Annotated in this window: 15 protein-coding genes; 6 read left to right on the forward strand and 9 right to left on the reverse strand. The window is 71.4% G+C overall.

What is annotated here, in order from left to right:
• Positions 1-319 precede the first annotated feature (319 nt).
• Positions 320-1,198: a non-homologous end joining protein Ku gene (gene ku / locus RWE79_RS00130; RefSeq protein WP_475937936.1), complete on the forward strand. Its 879-nt coding sequence runs from the start codon at positions 320-322 to the stop codon at positions 1,196-1,198.
• Positions 1,199-1,434: 236 nt separating this feature from the next.
• Here the strand turns inward: ku and RWE79_RS00135 are convergent, their stop codons facing one another.
• The 3 genes from RWE79_RS00135 to RWE79_RS00145 form a co-directional block, all read right to left on the reverse strand.
• Positions 1,435-2,235 (reverse strand): hypothetical protein, encoded by an 801-nt coding sequence (locus RWE79_RS00135; protein ID WP_475937935.1) that lies wholly within the window; start codon positions 2,233-2,235, stop codon positions 1,435-1,437.
• A 210-nt stretch (positions 2,236-2,445) separates the two neighbouring features.
• A complete protein-coding gene (locus RWE79_RS00140) occupies positions 2,446-3,618 on the reverse strand; it encodes a cupin domain-containing protein (protein ID WP_475937942.1) in 1,173 nt (390 codons plus the stop codon).
• Positions 3,619-3,636: 18 nt separating this feature from the next.
• The gene (locus RWE79_RS00145; protein WP_475937933.1) at positions 3,637-3,765 is read right to left on the reverse strand and encodes a hypothetical protein; all 129 of its coding nucleotides are present in this window, start codon (positions 3,763-3,765) and stop codon (positions 3,637-3,639) included.
• A 181-nt stretch (positions 3,766-3,946) separates the two neighbouring features.
• Between RWE79_RS00145 and RWE79_RS00150 the strand changes: the two genes are divergently transcribed.
• Positions 3,947-5,272 (forward strand): hypothetical protein, encoded by a 1,326-nt coding sequence (locus RWE79_RS00150; RefSeq protein ID WP_475937932.1) that lies wholly within the window; start codon positions 3,947-3,949, stop codon positions 5,270-5,272.
• A gap of 18 nt (positions 5,273-5,290) precedes the next feature.
• Here RWE79_RS00150 and RWE79_RS00155 read toward each other — a convergent pair whose 3' ends face one another.
• Positions 5,291-5,593, reverse strand: a complete 303-nt coding sequence (locus tag RWE79_RS00155; protein ID WP_475937931.1) for a hypothetical protein — start codon at positions 5,591-5,593, stop codon at positions 5,291-5,293.
• Positions 5,594-6,303: 710 nt separating this feature from the next.
• Here RWE79_RS00155 and RWE79_RS00160 point away from each other — a divergent pair.
• Positions 6,304-6,960, forward strand: coding sequence for a hypothetical protein (locus tag RWE79_RS00160; protein ID WP_475937943.1), 657 nt, complete (start codon positions 6,304-6,306; stop codon positions 6,958-6,960).
• Positions 6,961-7,038: 78 nt separating this feature from the next.
• Here the strand turns inward: RWE79_RS00160 and RWE79_RS00165 are convergent, their stop codons facing one another.
• Together RWE79_RS00165 and RWE79_RS00170 are read right to left on the reverse strand one after the other, a co-directional pair.
• Complete coding sequence (locus RWE79_RS00165; protein WP_475937929.1) at positions 7,039-7,611, reverse strand: GNAT family N-acetyltransferase; 573 nt, start codon at positions 7,609-7,611, stop codon at positions 7,039-7,041.
• Positions 7,612-7,621: 10 nt separating this feature from the next.
• Positions 7,622-8,920 (reverse strand): hypothetical protein, encoded by a 1,299-nt coding sequence (locus tag RWE79_RS00170; protein ID WP_475937944.1) that lies wholly within the window; start codon positions 8,918-8,920, stop codon positions 7,622-7,624.
• 196 nt (positions 8,921-9,116) lie between these two features.
• Between RWE79_RS00170 and RWE79_RS00175 the strand changes: the two genes are divergently transcribed.
• On the forward strand, positions 9,117-9,593 hold the full coding sequence (locus RWE79_RS00175; RefSeq protein WP_475937945.1) for a hypothetical protein: 477 nt from the start codon (positions 9,117-9,119) through the stop codon (positions 9,591-9,593).
• A complete protein-coding gene (locus RWE79_RS00180) occupies positions 9,590-10,144 on the forward strand; it encodes a hypothetical protein (RefSeq protein WP_475937946.1) in 555 nt (184 codons plus the stop codon). Before RWE79_RS00175 ends, RWE79_RS00180 begins: the two co-directional genes overlap by 4 nt.
• Here the strand turns inward: RWE79_RS00180 and RWE79_RS00185 are convergent.
• Positions 10,120-11,235: a replication-relaxation family protein gene (locus RWE79_RS00185; RefSeq protein ID WP_475937947.1), complete on the reverse strand. Its 1,116-nt coding sequence runs from the start codon at positions 11,233-11,235 to the stop codon at positions 10,120-10,122. The genes RWE79_RS00180 and RWE79_RS00185 overlap by 25 nt on opposite strands.
• Before the next feature lie 66 nt (positions 11,236-11,301).
• Entirely contained in the window at positions 11,302-11,769 is a 468-nt protein-coding gene (locus tag RWE79_RS00190; RefSeq protein WP_475937926.1) for a hypothetical protein, read from the reverse strand.
• A gap of 270 nt (positions 11,770-12,039) precedes the next feature.
• Here RWE79_RS00190 and RWE79_RS00195 point away from each other — a divergent pair, with 270 nt between their 5' ends.
• Positions 12,040-12,447 carry a hypothetical protein gene (locus tag RWE79_RS00195; RefSeq protein WP_475937925.1) on the forward strand — a complete coding sequence of 136 codons (408 nt, stop codon included), beginning with the start codon at positions 12,040-12,042 and terminating at the stop codon, positions 12,445-12,447.
• Positions 12,448-12,835: 388 nt separating this feature from the next.
• On the opposite strand, the gene RWE79_RS00200 is transcribed toward RWE79_RS00195, so the two are convergent.
• The gene (locus RWE79_RS00200; RefSeq protein WP_475937924.1) at positions 12,836-14,125 is read right to left on the reverse strand and encodes a hypothetical protein; all 1,290 of its coding nucleotides are present in this window, start codon (positions 14,123-14,125) and stop codon (positions 12,836-12,838) included.
• Positions 14,126-14,133 lie beyond the last annotated feature (8 nt).

The raw sequence follows: 14,133 nt of genomic DNA on the forward strand, positions 1-14,133 counted from the left end.
CACCAGGGCGCACACCAGCACGCACCCCCGCGGCCCTTCAGGCAACCACGCACCCGCCGACCGGTCCCCGCGGGGATTGACGCCCACAGCCGCAGGGGCAGCATGGATCGATCGCCTTTCCCGGCGATCCCGCCTACGACCGGTTCCCCGCCCTCCCCCCGGGCGTGAACGGGCTCGCTTCATCGACGGTGCTCGCTACTGCGGGGTGGTGAGATGCGGTACGAGGATCTTCAGTCCCGGCGACTCGCTCAGCGAGCGACGGTTGGACGTCGGCGGTCCCCGAGGTGCGATCACCGCTGGTCGGGAGTGCGATGGGATCATGCCGCAGACCATCTCGAAGTTGGCGATCTCCTGGGGCCTGGTGACGATCCCGGTGACCGTGCACGCCGCGACCGCCCAGCACTCCGTCCCGCTCCACCAGGTCCACACCAGGTGCGGAGGCGGCCGGGTACGGCTGCACCGCTACTGCGAGCGCGAGGGCATCGAGGATGTCCCGTACGAGGAAGTCGCGCGCGGTTGGGAGTCCGACGACGGCCGGGTCGTCGTGCTCTCCGACGACGACCTCGCGGACCTGCCGCTGCCGAGCTCGCCGAAGGCGATCGACGTCCTGGCCTTCGTGCCCGACGACTTCATCGACCCGCTGCTGCTGAACAAGCCGTACTACCTCGGAATCGCCGACCCGACCGCCGCGCGACCGTACGCGCTGCTGCGCGAGGCCATGCGCGAGAGCGGCCTGGTGGCCGTCGTCCGCGTCGCCCTGCGCACGCGCGAATCGCTGGCCGTCCTGCGGGTGAAGAACGAGACGATCGCGATGCAGACCCTGCTATGGCCCGATGAGCTGCGCGGCGCCGACGACGTCGCGGTGCCGCCGGCTGCGCAGCCGCGCCGCCAGGAGCTGCAGATGGCCCGCTCACTGATGACCGTGGTCAGCGAGGACTTCCAGCTGGAAGACCAGCGCGACGTCTACCGGCACGCCCTGGAGCAGGTCGTGACCGCCCGCCTGGAGGGCCTGGAACCACCGCACGCCCCCGACACCCTGCCCGTCGACGACGGGCTGGTGGACCTGATGGCCGCCCTGGAGCAGAGCATCCAGGCCGCGGAATCCCACCGCTCCAGCCCGGCCGCGAAGAAGAAGGCGCAGGGGAAGAGGGCCGGGGCGAAGTCGAAGAAGGCACCGGGCAACCGCTCCGCTGGCTGAGCCGAGCGCAAGAGAGCCCCGCCCCCTTGATGCCGGGGCGGGGCGGAGCCACCGGATCTTCGCCTGGGGGAGACAGAAGGGGCCGGGGCCGGGCCCATAGCTTGCCACCGAAATGGCGAAATGAACCCATGTGATTCCGGATGAGCCGGGCACCATCTGATCAAGGCCCCAACTCGGCGCCTTATCCCGGGGCCAGATGAGGAATCCCAGCAGTTCAGGACCCGTCGTCGGCTTGGTCAGCCGCGGTCGCGCAGTTGGTCGGCCCACGTCCGCAGAGGTCCGGCGAGGTCGAGATTCGTCCCCCGGGAGACGGTCTGGAGCAGTTCGGCGCAGACGACGGCTTCGGCCGCGTACGCCTGCGGGGTGCCCAGGAAGGGGAAGGCGTCGCGGACCCGGGCGGCGACGTCGGGCCGCAGGAGGCTGTAGGCGTAGAGCGTGGCCTGGTCGTATCCCCACGGACCTTGCCCCCATGCCTCCCAGTCCAGCAGCCGCAGTTCGGGGGCGGCGATGTTCGCCCAGTGCAGGTCGCCGTGGACGGTCGCCCAGCGGGTGACCGGCGGAGCCAGGATGCCGAGGTACTGCGGGACGGCGCGGTCGATGTAGGCCTGGCGGACCGCGACGCGGTCGGTGACGGCGGCCGCCACCTTCTCCAGCGCGCCGTCGATGGCCGGCCACCAGTCGGCGGGCAGCTCCAGCGGGTGGCGCAGGATCGCGTCGGCGGAGATGACCGGCTGGTCCAGGTGCTCGCTGAGCTCCGTCCGGTAGGCGGTGCCGTCGTGCTCCGCGTCGTGGATGGCCAGGAGCGCGGGCCGGTATCCGTCCAGGTCGCCGAACGCCTGCTGCGCGGCCTCCGCGCCGTCCCACAGCTTGCCGCAGGCCTTGGCCACCGGAGCGGCTGCGAGCCGCAGCCACACCCGCTGTCCGGTCGCGGTAGTGCCGGAGCGTCCGAGGGTGCGGCCGTCCCAGCCCCAGAACGGCTCCCCGCCGCCAAGGGTCACCTTCAGGGCCTGCGCGGCGCGCTCGGCTTGCGTACGCATCCGCTGCTCATCGGCCGGGTTCGAGGGGGGCGAGTACACCGGGGTCTCCCGTGATCGGTCGGGGTCCGAGGGGGCTGCACGGCCGTCTGGCGACCTGTGGCCAGTCTGCCGGACCAGGGCGCAGGTCCGGCTATTTCCGGCCTCCCCGGGCACAGCCGCGGCCGGGCCGGGCCCGGTGACGGCAGTGGTGGCCGCTGTCACCGGGCTTGGCTACGGCAGGTTGCCGACGACGGCTGCCTGGCCGACGACCAGCTCGCCGATCAGGGCGGCGACGTCGTCGACGGGCAGGCCGGCGGCGGTCGCGAGGTCGGCCAGGGTGAGGACCAGGCCGTCGACCAGCGGCCGCAGCACCGGCTCCGCGGCTGGGGCGAACTCGTATTCGCTGCCGGCAGCAGCGAGCACCACAGTGTCGTCGGTGGTGGTGAGGACGGCGCGGGCGGTGGTCAGCCGGACCCGCAGGCCCGGGTCGGCGGGGACGCCGCCGACGTACGGCAGGCTCGGGGCCAGCCGCCCCACGGAGCGGCCGTCCATCGCGGCGGCGTACCGGGCCAGCAGCTGCGGGTCGTCCAGCTCCGCCAGGAGCAGCTTGCGCAGCCCGCGTACGGTCGCGGCCTGGACGTCGGGGTTGTCGAGCAGGGGCAGGTCGGCGCGGAATTCCTCGTGCCCGGTGAGCTGTTCGGCGAGCCAGTCGAGCAGGGTGACCGGGGTGTGGGGCTCGAACCCGAACGTGACGTGCAGGCTGGGGCCGCCCTGGTCGGCGGCGACCGAGTGCCACCAGCCGCGCGGTACGTAGAGCAGGTCTCCCGGGTGCAGCACCAGGTCGGCGAGCGGTTCCGCCGGCGGTTCGGGCGGGAGCTCGGTGTCGCGGAACAGCGGGGCCGGTCGGGTGGGGCCGAACAGCCGCCAGCGTTTGGCGCCGTCCAGCTGGAGGACCAGGACCGCGTGATCGTCCCAGTGGGTGCCGAAGCCCTGAGTGGCGGTCCAGGAGGCGTAGAGGTTCGCGCGGACGTCTGTACGGAAGGTGCGCTCGAGGTCTTCGGCGAGCCGGGCCAGGGGCCGGTGGAGTTGGTCGGCGCCATCGAGGGCGAGGGAGGCTCCGTCTGCGAGCAGTGGGTGGAGGCCGGCGGGCTGGAGGCGGTGCCACACGGTGTGGCGGCGGGTTGCCACGGGCGTGGCGTAGTCCGACAGCGGCAGCGTCTTGCCGTCGCGGGCCAGCCGCAGCCGGGGCGGCTCCAGGCGGTGCTGGGTCAGGATGCGGTCCAGGTCGTCCCAGGTCATCAGCCCGGCGACATCGACGGCTTCGGGGATGTGGCGGTAGTCGCGGTGCAGCGCCTGGGCGAGGAAGTCCTCGCCCAGGCGCTCCGCGATCGACATGTTCGTCATCGCTGGCTTCGGCTCCGACTAGTCGTTGCCGTCGCCCTTGCCGGTGCCGCCGCCGTCGCCCAGCAGCGTGTTGCGGCCGCGGGCGGTGGTGATCAGGCGCCGGGACCGCAGCAGGCCCCTTGCCGGGGGCGGGGTGGGTGTCGACATCGTGTCCTCCTTCGAGAGGTGGGCCGCGCTGGAGTAGGGGTCCCGGCGCGGCCCGGGAATGGATCGGACACCCGTCAGTGAAGCGAGCGGGACAGCGGGCGATAACCCCACGAAGGGGCCCCCACGGTGGGTATCGTCATAGGTGACGAGTCGTCACGTGCCGTGGGAGTCGGGGGACACCGTGGACTTACCGTCGTCACCAGCTCAGCTGCCCCGCCGGCTGTTATCCGACCCGGCGTTCCTGCGAGCCCTCCAGGCCCGGGACTTCGGTGTCGTCTTCGCCATGGCCAACCAGGCAGTCAGCTTCAACCGCATCGCGGAGGCCTGCGGGATGAAGAGCGAGCGGGTCAGCAAAGTGGCCCGTGGGGACGCTGCGGTGACCGGGTTCGACACGGTGGAGCGGATCTCGGATGGTCTTCGGATTCCCGGTGCCCTCCTGGGGCTTGCTGCGCGACCCTGGGAAGACACCGCCGCCATCGCCCCCAGTCCGGAGCCCCCAGATGGAGATGACCCCATGAAGCGCCGTGAGCTGCTGCGCGGCGTTCTGGCCGCTGGACTTACTGCTCCGGCGATCGCCGCCCTGACCGCCTCCCGCAGCACCTTCGACCACACGCTCGCCGCCGATCCGGCCGACCTGTCCGACCTGGAAGCCGCCGCCGAACACTACGGCTACGGTTACCACGGCCAGGCCCCCACGGCGGTGCTGGCCGACCTCGTCACCGACTTCGCCGACATTCCCCCGCTGCTCGCTGTCCCGCAGCCGGTCGCGGTACGGGCCAGGCTGTGCCGGACCGCCGGGCAGATGGCGGGCATGACCGCGATCGTGCTTCATGACCTCGGGAGTCGGCGGGAGGCCCGCGCGTGGTTCGCCACCGCCGCCCACGCCGCCGGCGAATCCGGCGACCGCCAGCTGCACGCCTGGGTGACAGCCCGCGAAGCCATGGTCGGGCTGAACTACGGCTCCCCCAAAGCCGCCGCCCACCTCGCCGAACAGGCCCGCCGCACCGCCGGCACCGCACCCACCGCAGCCGCGACCCTGGCGGCCGCCGTCGCCGCCCGCGCCTACGCCCTCGCCCACCAGGAGGACCAGGCCCGCGAGGCGCTCGCCGACGCGGACCGGCTCATGGAGCAGCTGGCCGGTGAGCAGCGGGCCGACACCTGGTTCGGGCACTGCGAACAGAAACACCACGTCCACCTCAGCCACGCGCTCACCGCGCTGGGCGACACCCGGCGGGCCAGGGAGAGCCAGGACCGGGCGCTCGCGCTGTCCGCGCCGACCAGCAGCATGACCCGCACCCTGCTGACCATCGACGCCGCAGCCTGCACCCACCACGACGGCGACACCGAACAAGCCTGCCGCCAGGCCACCGCCGCCCTCACCATGCTCCCGGCCGGCTACCGCACCGGGCTCATCCGCGCCCGGGCCACCGACCTCTACCAGTCCATCCCCGCCCAGCACCACCGCGAGCCCGCCGTGCAAGCCCTCCGCAACGCCCTCGCCGCCTGAGCAGTGACGCCGGCGAGCTCACGCTCGATCAGCCGCCGCACCGAGTTGCTTCTTCGCGGCCTTCTTCAGCGCCATCTCCGCCGCCAGGCGATCGGTGCCGGTGTGGTCCTTCCAGAACGGGTCCGCATGGATCCGCTCCGAAGCCGCGATCACCTTGGCCCGCAGCTCCTGCTCCTTGGCCAGCACGCCCGGCGGGTAGTCGTCCACGAACGTCGGCCGCTCCAGCGCCTCCAGCTCGACGAACCCAGCGAAATAGTCGACCTGGGCCTGGAGCAGTTCAGGTGACCAGGGGAAGGCGGGGGCGTCGTCAGTGTCTGGCATACCCGCGATCGTACGTACGTGCCATGACAGCGTCCGACCGACACCCCCGCCGCGACGTCGGAAGCGACCAGTTCGGCCGCGACGGCCGGACAGCCGCCGTGTCGCCGGGTAGCCTCCCGGGAGCCTGTCCGGGGAGGGACGTTGAAGTTCACGATCGACACCGAGGTCGACTCCTACGAGAACGCCATGCGCACCGTGCTGGCCGCATACGGGCACTTACCCGAGCCCAGCGCGCCACAGATGCCGCCCCGGCTGCCCGCAGACGTGGTGTGGCAGCACCCCGGGTACGGCGGTGCGATCTGGACGGAGGAGATGCTCCGCACCTGGGCGAGGGCGCTGACTGATACTGCCGCTCTCAACCTCGTGTGGCGGGTGTGCTGCGAACCGGGACTGCCCGGCGTCCACGGCCAGGTGCTGGCCGAGTACGTCGTCCCCGACCTGACAAGGAGAGCTCCCGGCTGCGCATCGTTGATCCGGCCGTCGCCGCGATCCTGCTGGAGGAACTCGCCCACAACCCGCTGTGGCCACGACTGCGCCACCACACCGATCCCCCAGCAAAGAGCGCGCCGACCGTCTAAAAGACGACGTCCCGGTGGCAGGTTGGCCATGGGTCGACGCCGCCATACAGGGGACAGCGGGCACTCTTGCAGGTGACCCGGGTGGGCCATTCAGCCCATCCGGTGTCGGAGCCTGTCCCTAACGTGCCGGGCATGACGAATCTCTATCCCCGGTGCGGTGCACAGCTCGCCCTGACCGCAGACGAGCACGAACAGCTGACGGCGCTGCCGCAGGCAGCCCTTGAAGTCGAGGAGGACGTCGCCTGTGAGCTCCAGGAGTGCCATCGCGGCCCGCATGTAGCCATCGGCCAATCCTGCGGCAGGGAGGACGCGAACTGGTGGCTGAGGTGGGCGCCGGGGCTGCGTGAGCTGAAGCATCTGGACGACTGCGATACCAAGAGCACCGACGACGATGAGCTGTGCGACTTGCCACGCGGCCATCCCGGCGAGCACGGCTTCAGCCTCGAGGAAGCGGGCGGTCGCGCGCCATCGGCGTGGGGCCGCCGACAACTGGCCGGTGCGCTGCGAGAGGAACTCGGCGCGGAGCAGCGCGGATGCCTGGAAGAACTGGAAGCGCTGCTCACTGCCACCGACGCGCCGCTGGCCGTGCTCACCGCGGGTGAGGCGATCGTGGCTGGCCTGCTGCTGAAAATGGCCGGCGAGTCCGACCTGCTCTTCGAAGAGATGGCGGAGCAGCTCGCCGACCGCCTGGAGGAACGGCTGGTGGAGCACCTGGGCGAGGACACAGTCAGCCGGTTGGGCCAGGAGGCCATCGAGCGGGCCGATGGCCGGGCCGCAGCGTACGGCTGACGGGGCCAGTATCCACCGCGAGCCCCAGGTCAGCGCTGTCAGCTCCGGTCCCGCCCGACTCCCGGCGAGTACGCCGGTTCAGGACGCGTCTTCGACGTGCAGGAGCAGCAGGTCGTACTCGGGGCCGCCGGGTTCGTTGCTGTAGGGGCCGGCGTATTGGTAGCCGAGCCGGGCGTAGAGGTCCTGGCCGCGCTGGTTGGAGGGCAGTGCGAGTAGCGAGGCCCACTGCGGGGCGATGGCCTTGAGGAGTTCGGCGTGCAGTCGCGAGCCGATGCCCCGGGACTGCCAGGGTGGCCGGACGGCGAGCTCGCACAGTCCCATCAGTCGTTGGGTGCGGGCGCCTTCGGGGACCTGGTCGACCAGGCCGGGGCCGAACCAGTAGTCGGCGGTGCAGGGGAAGGCGTAGCCGAAGCCCACCGGGGTGCCGCCCGCGTACGCGACGTCCAGGGCGAAGCCGGAGTGCTTGAGGTGTCCGGTGATCTGGCGGTGGAGCGCGGGCACGGACAGGCCGGCGGTCTCGGCGCCGGGGTTGTCGACCAGTTCGGGGTGGGCGTCGGCCCAGATGTCGGCGACAACGTCCAGTAGCGGCGGGACCTGGCCCGGGCCGTAGGTGCGGATCACCACGTCGGTGCGGGTGCGCGGGGTGGTCACCGTCTCCTCCTCAGATGACGCTGGCAGTGGTGCGGTACTCCTCCAGCCAGTCGGCGACCGCCGGGACGGCGGCGTGCCGCTGGAGCGCGCTGCCGACGTTGTGCAGCTGCTGCAGCAGGCGGTCGGAGCGCACCTCGGGCAGGTAGGCCAGGACGCGTCCGGCGGCTTCGGCCGCGGCTTCCGGCTCCGGCCGGTCCCTGACTGCATGCTGGATGGCGATGTCGGCGGTGTACAGGGCGCGGTTGCGCGCGAAGTCATCGCCATGAAGGAGAACGGCCTGTTCGGCTCCGGCGGCGGCACGTTCGTGCTGCTGGAGATCGGCGCGTGCGAGGGCTTCGAGCCCGGCGAGTTCGGCGGGCGTGAAGAACTCCAGCCACGCCGGATCGGCGTCGGCGGGGCCCTTGGCGTAGAGGTGGTGGGCTCGCACGATCGCCTTGTCGGTGGCGCTGACGTCGCCTAGGAGTGCCCATCCGCCGGCCTCGCGCAGCGCGAACAGGGCCAGCATCCGGGGCGAGCCGTAGGTGCGCACGACGGCCTGAGCGCCTTGGGCGGCGGAGATCGCCTCACGGGGGCGGCCGGATGCCTTGGCCAGCAGCGACAGGCAGCCGAAGGCGTGCCCCTCCAGGCCGGGATCCTCCGCGATTCTGGCTGCGGCCAGGGCCTCGCCGTACAGCGAGCGGGCGTCGGCGGCCCGGCCGGAGTCGTACGACAGCCACCCGGCGGCGATCGACAGATGCCCGGTCGCTGAACGCAGCCACTTCCCGTTCCGGTCGGTGTAGGTGCCTTCCTGCAGCCACTGGTAGGCGGTGTGCAGGGCCCGGGAGGCGTCCCGGCGCAGCGCGGCGGAGCCGTGGTTGTGGTCGTGGGCGTAGATCGTGGTGACGGCGCAGTCGACGGCGCGGATCTCACCGGCCCCGATCCTGCCGGGGACCGTGTCGGAGGCGGCTCCGAGGGGCAGGAGTGCCAGCGCGACGCTGGCACCGTCGGCCAGGAAGGCACGGCGGTCCACCGCGTCGTCCTGCGCTGTGGTGGCCGGCGCCGGGGGCAGTGCTGGCGTGTCGAGGCGGAAGCCGAGGTCGCGCAGCGGGCGCCCCGTCAGCCGGGTGAGGATGCGCCGGTACACCGCGCGGGGAAGCTGGACCTCGCCGTCCTCCCAGGCCGCGACCAGGCGTGCGGTGCAGCCGACTGCCTCGCCCATCTCTTCGCCGGTGGTGACGATGAGCTTGGCGAACTCCTGGCGGGACATCTGGAACTCGCCCTCGCGCACAGCGCGTAGCGGGGCGTTGGAGGAACGAGGGCGGTCAGCCATGCCAGCTCCGGACTGCATCCGCGATTGGACGGGTGCGGCGACCGTACCGCTCCCACCCGTTGTTCTGCCCGGCATCGGCCACGGTTCACCCCGCCGGGGCCGACTTGCATCGTTCTTACATCGGCCTGGCGTCGCACCCGCCGACGCTCTGTTGCTTGCCTGAACAGTGACGTGACCACTGATCAGGGAGACCGCCATGGCGACAGGCCCCGCCTCGGCCGGGAGGCCCGCCGCTCCCACCTGGCACCGCCTCGCGCAGCCCACCGACCGGCGCCGCGCGCTGTGGGCTTCGAGCCGGGACCGCACCGGCTGGAGAGCGTGCGGTTGGACGTGGGACGCGGTGGCCATCACCCCGATCTCGGTCGGCCTGGACGCGCTGGCCGCCATGCATCTGGGCACCGCCAGCGGTCACCCGGTGCTCGCCGACCGCATCCGTGACGTGCTCTACGTCCTGGTGCCGCCCGGCACCGGCACCGCGGCCGCCGGCCTTCCCGGCGTGCGCGTGCTCTCCAGGGGCAATCAGCTGCTGTTCCCCGACACCGAGCACGGCACCGCGTCCGCGCACTGGATCAGCCCGCCGCGTCACTCCCCTCGGCTGGTCCGTACGGACCGGCTCGCCGCACACCTGCGCAACCTGACCGGCGCGGAACACGAGAGGGCGGCCGCCTCATGAACCATGTCCTGTACGACCCGGAGGGCCTGATCGACGCGGAACTGCCCCTGGACCGGGGGCCGCACATGTCGCTGGCCACAGCCGTGCTCGCTCTGGAGGGCGATGCGCTCCAGCCCCGCGACTACGAACAGATCGTCCTGCAGCTGACCGGGCACGCCCGCGCCGTCGCCGCCGACGTCCGGCGCCACGCCGACCGGCTCCCTGAAGACAACGGTGCCCGCGCGCTCGCCGAAGTCATCCTCGGCGACGCCCAACAGCGCCTGGCCACCGCCCGGCGGGGCACTCTCGCCTGCGCCCAGGACCGGGCCCGCCTCGTCCGCCCGGGCAGCACCCGAGATACTGCCGTTCTCCCGGTCCAGCGCCTCGAAGAACCTCGCCCTCAGCTCCGCAAAACCCACGATCCCCGCAACTCCCTGAACTCCAGGGTGTTGCGGGGATCGCTAGAGCCCGCCCCTCTGCGCCAGCACCGCCGGGGGCTTCTCCCTGTAGCTGGCGGGGCGGGGCTTGCCCGGCTACCGCGCGGAGATCAGCGGCTGGACGGTTCGGGGTAGCGCTCGCGCCGACGGCGCGGGTCGTCCACGCCGATCTCCTGCCAGGACTCGCCGCGCTGGAGGCCGGGCAGCGTGACGACCAGGACCGCGACGGTGATGCCGCGGACGGCTTCCGCGAGCGCGTCCAGGCGCCGCTGCAGCAGGTGCTCGGGCTTACCCGCCAGGACGACGTGCAGTGTGGGGAAGCGCTCGCTGCGGGTGTAGCGGTAGCGCGACCAGAACGGGAACGTGCCCCCGATGGTGCCGCGCGCTCCCTCCCAGACCCGGTGCCCGGCGTAGCGCTCGTAGTCCCAGACCTCCTTGGCGAGCCGGGCCCGGGACATCGTTCCGTTGTCGATCTCGAAGATCTGGACCTCGCTGGTGGTGGTCGGCCGTGCGAGGACCGCGTCGGCGTTGAAGCTCAGGCCGGTCTCCTTGATGGCGTGGTTGACCTCAACCTGCCAGTCGGTCAGATACTCGCGGCCGCCGTAGGCGAGGATCGTGTCCGTCACCGCGACGCCGTGCGGACCGAACCCGGCCTTCACCGCCTTCGCTCCGGTGCCGGCCTTCGGTCGCGGCGGCAGCTCGTTGCCGTCGGCCAGAGCCTTCTGCCCCGCCGGGGTCAGGTTCCAGATCGGGTGCTTGCCGTCCTTGCCGTTCGTCTCCGCCAGCCCCTGCGATTCCAGCTTCCGCATCGCCCTGCGCACGTACGACCGCCCGTCCGCATCCTCCGACGTGATCACCTGAGCCATCTGCCGAACCGTGGCTATCCGCACACACCCCAGCATCCGCAACGCGTCAGCCCGTACCTTCGGAGCCGTGGGAGTGGAAGACCTCTCGCCCGTCGCTGACTCAGCAGGGACAGGGAGAGAGGTGTCAGCGTCGCCGGGACCACATGGACCAGGGGTGTGGCCTGCGATGATGCTCAGAGTCGTCGAATCGTTCACGGCACTGGATACGGCACCAGATATCCGGCCGCCTGAAAGATCCCCGGCACCCCTTATCCAGGTCTCCCCGGCCCCGTCGGCGGACTGCCAGGCACGGCTGGTGTGCGTCATGGTGATGCTCCTCACGCAAGTGGCGCGGGACTCCGGGCAGAATCCCGCGATCATTGGTAGAGGTGTGCTGGAGCTGCCTCGTGTGACGAACGGCCGTTGGACGTTACCGATCCGTGATCATCAGGCGGGCGCGGCGCACAGTTCGGTGACGATCGTGAACGAGGTGTTCACCATCGGGACCGCCATGGCGGGAGGCATCGCCGCGTGCGTGGTCTTGCCGTGAGCCATGCCATTGCGGATCTGCCGGCCGTAGTCGAGGTATTCGGCCTGCCTGGCCGTCAGGATCCCTGCGGCGGCGCCCTGCCCGATGAGCTTCTGCAGCGGCTTCTTGCCCGCACCCGGGATGCGGTCGCGCAGCACGATCTCCACCCCGATCAGGGAGTGCATGACCGCCACGGTGGAGAACTCGTAGCAGTAGTAGGAGTGGCGCAGCAGCTCGCGGGCCGTGCGCAGCACCGTCGCCGCGGCCTCGGGCACCCCGTCGGGCACGACCAGGTCCTCAACGAGCTGGTGCATGTCCGCGTACGAAGAGACGAAGTTGTGGGCTCGCTGGTCCGGTACCGGGAACGGCAGCTGCTGGGTGGTCATCCGCGCAGTGTCGCAGTCCCGCTCCCGGATCGGCAGCGGCTTTTCACCGGCTCACCCTGCGTGCGCCGGAGGGTGATCTCTCCCCTGCGGAATGGCCGTTATGTCGCACGTAGCGAAGGTGGTCCAGGAGGAATGCGGGCCGGGGCGGGGGCAGGACAAGGGGGTGGCAGGTCACCGTCGGTGCGCGGTCTCTGTCCACAGGCCCGCGCTCCGAGACTCGATCTTGAGGTCGTCGTGATCAGCGCGGCGGCCCGTACGTGAGGAGCCGACATGCCCAAGACCACCACCGCTTCGCCGCTCACCCCGATGGACCCGGACGCGGCGATCAGCGTCTTCAACTACCTCCGGGCGGTGGAGGCCGGCGACATCGAAGCCGCCGCCGAGTTCGCTGGCACCCAGCGGCAGATGGCCGCGCTGCTCGTGGACGTCGCCGAACGGATCGTCGCACTCGGACGCGTCTTCCTGGACACCCTGCGCACCTGGGAGCAGGTGTGCCCAGCAACGGCAGACGGGATCGCCCACGCCATCATCGCCTTCGCCGCGCAGATCCTCACCGAGGACCACGAAGACGTCGCCGACATCCTGAAGCAGCTGGAGGCCCTCGCCGTGGGCCAGGCCCTCGACGCGCACCCCGCACCGACAACCGGTGCGCACTCGGTGCGCCTCACCGCCGTGTAGTGCGGTGCGCATCCCCGCCGGTGCGGTGCGGTGGTGCGCATCCCGGCCCGGCCGGTGCGGTGGTGCGCATGCGCGGGTGCGCGCACCACGGCGGGCGGTGCGCACCAGGCAATGCGTACCGCACCGCACTTCCGGGGGCCTTGTGGGCGATCACGCACGGTTGGGAGATCAAGCCTCTTCCTCCGGCTACCGCGGAGAAAGAGGTGTCGGCGAGCCAAATAGGCTTGCCCACCGGGGCTGACCAGGGGATCCATTCGATCCGCCGAAGGTGGTGCTGCAACCCTCGGTGCAACCCTCGATGCGCCTGTCCAGCCAACCTTGCAGCCAACGGTCCAGCCCCCTATGAAAGCAACCCCATCCGGAGGCGTCGGACAGCGGCCCACGGCTGCTACCTGCGCCGACCGAACCAACGGCGGCGGCCTCTTGGACGTAGGGGCGGTGCCGGGGTCCGGGGCGGTTGCGCTGGCCGCGGCGGAACGGTGGGCGCTGGCGGAGGGAGGACAGGGTTCTCCGGCCCAGGTTGCTCGGGCGCGGTCGCTTCCGTCATGGCGTCTGTCGCCGGGTTGCTTGAAGGTGGCGGCCGTTCCTCGGGCGGCGCGGTTGCGGGTGGAGCTGCGGGCGACTCCGGCGCCTGGGCGGCCTCGGGGCGGACAGCCGTCACGGCATCCGTCTCGGTGCGGGCGGCTGACGGGGCCGGCGGCTGGGTTGCGGGGGGCTGCTGGGCCTTGATCCGGCGGTTGCGGGCATCGGAGCGGGCGGTGACCCGCTGGTGGGAGGTGACCGGCGACGGGCAGGCCGGTTCGGTGGGGTGGCCAGCGTTGTCGGTGGTCCAGTGAGCGATTTGCCAGTGCTCCTCAGCGAAGAGCCGCAGCTGTGGAATACGGCCGCGGTCGAAGATGCCCCAGTCCCCGACGGCCAGGACGTGCGTGCCGACGGCGAGCGGCTTGATGAGGGTGTCGTACTGGGATCGCAGTACGACGTGGACGCGCTGGTCACCGGAGGGCACGTTGCTGGCGAGCGTGGCGTAGGGGCGGCCGCTGTCGCCCTCCTGGCCGATGCGTTGGACGGTGCCGTAGACCGCGATCGGGTGGGTGCTGGTCTTCTGGGTGCGCCGCAGCTCGTACAGCTCGGCGTACGACTGGTGGGTGGGGCCGAAGCAGAACTGACCCCACGGGATGCTTCTGTGGTGCTGGGGCTGGACTTTGAAGCGACGCACGATGTCCGGGTCGAAGTCGTGGAGCTGCAGGAACCGGGCGATCTTCGCGGCGCTGTTGATGGCCGGCGGCAGCAGCGGCCGTACGGTCGTGGTGGTGCGCTGGATGACGTCGGCCGGGTCGGCGTCACCGGGGGGCGGGGCCGGCGGGGCGGTGGTGAGGTCCTCGGGGAGGGTCAGCCGCAGGATTCCGCCGTCGTCGACCTGGGCCAGGCCGTGGGAGCCGTGGGCGATGCCGTTGATGACCGAGGTGGGGTTGAGGGGGCACGTGCCTTCGTGCTCGGTTTTCGGGGCGAGGCGGAAGTGGGCTGGCACGGCGGTGCCCAAGCGCGAGTAGCCGTTCACCGCGACGGCTGCGCTCTCGCACTTCCAGCAGCACAACGGCCGCGTCAACGGTTCCGGCTGCTGGCCGATCTGACGGGCGAAGACGTCGCGCTTGCTTTTCTTCTCGCGGGCTCTGTGCATCCGTTTCC

The organism is Streptomyces sp. RLA131 (assembly GCF_056270125.1).

Bases quoted from the DNA above. Each gene is read 5' to 3' on its own strand.
- RWE79_RS00140 (WP_475937942.1), bottom strand. From the start codon at position 3,618: ATGACGAACATGTCGATCGCGGAGCGCCTGGGCGAGGACTTCCTCGCC.
- RWE79_RS00195 (WP_475937925.1), top strand. From the start codon at position 12,040: ATGCCCAAGACCACCACCGCTTCGCCGCTCACCCCGATGGACCCGGAC.
- RWE79_RS00200 (WP_475937924.1), bottom strand. From the start codon at position 14,125: ATGCACAGAGCCCGCGAGAAGAAAAGCAAGCGCGACGTCTTCGCCCGT.
- RWE79_RS00135 (WP_475937935.1), bottom strand. From the start codon at position 2,235: ATGCGTACGCAAGCCGAGCGCGCCGCGCAGGCCCTGAAGGTGACCCTT.
- RWE79_RS00145 (WP_475937933.1), bottom strand. From the start codon at position 3,765: ATGTCGACACCCACCCCGCCCCCGGCAAGGGGCCTGCTGCGGTCCCGG.
- RWE79_RS00155 (WP_475937931.1), bottom strand. From the start codon at position 5,593: ATGCCAGACACTGACGACGCCCCCGCCTTCCCCTGGTCACCTGAACTG.
- RWE79_RS00190 (WP_475937926.1), bottom strand. From the start codon at position 11,769: ATGACCACCCAGCAGCTGCCGTTCCCGGTACCGGACCAGCGAGCCCAC.
- RWE79_RS00175 (WP_475937945.1), top strand. From the start codon at position 9,117: ATGGCGACAGGCCCCGCCTCGGCCGGGAGGCCCGCCGCTCCCACCTGG.
- ku (WP_475937936.1), top strand. From the start codon at position 320: ATGCCGCAGACCATCTCGAAGTTGGCGATCTCCTGGGGCCTGGTGACG.
- RWE79_RS00170 (WP_475937944.1), bottom strand. From the start codon at position 8,920: ATGGCTGACCGCCCTCGTTCCTCCAACGCCCCGCTACGCGCTGTGCGC.
- RWE79_RS00185 (WP_475937947.1), bottom strand. From the start codon at position 11,235: ATGATCGCGGGATTCTGCCCGGAGTCCCGCGCCACTTGCGTGAGGAGC.
- RWE79_RS00180 (WP_475937946.1), top strand. From the start codon at position 9,590: ATGAACCATGTCCTGTACGACCCGGAGGGCCTGATCGACGCGGAACTG.
- RWE79_RS00160 (WP_475937943.1), top strand. From the start codon at position 6,304: ATGACGAATCTCTATCCCCGGTGCGGTGCACAGCTCGCCCTGACCGCA.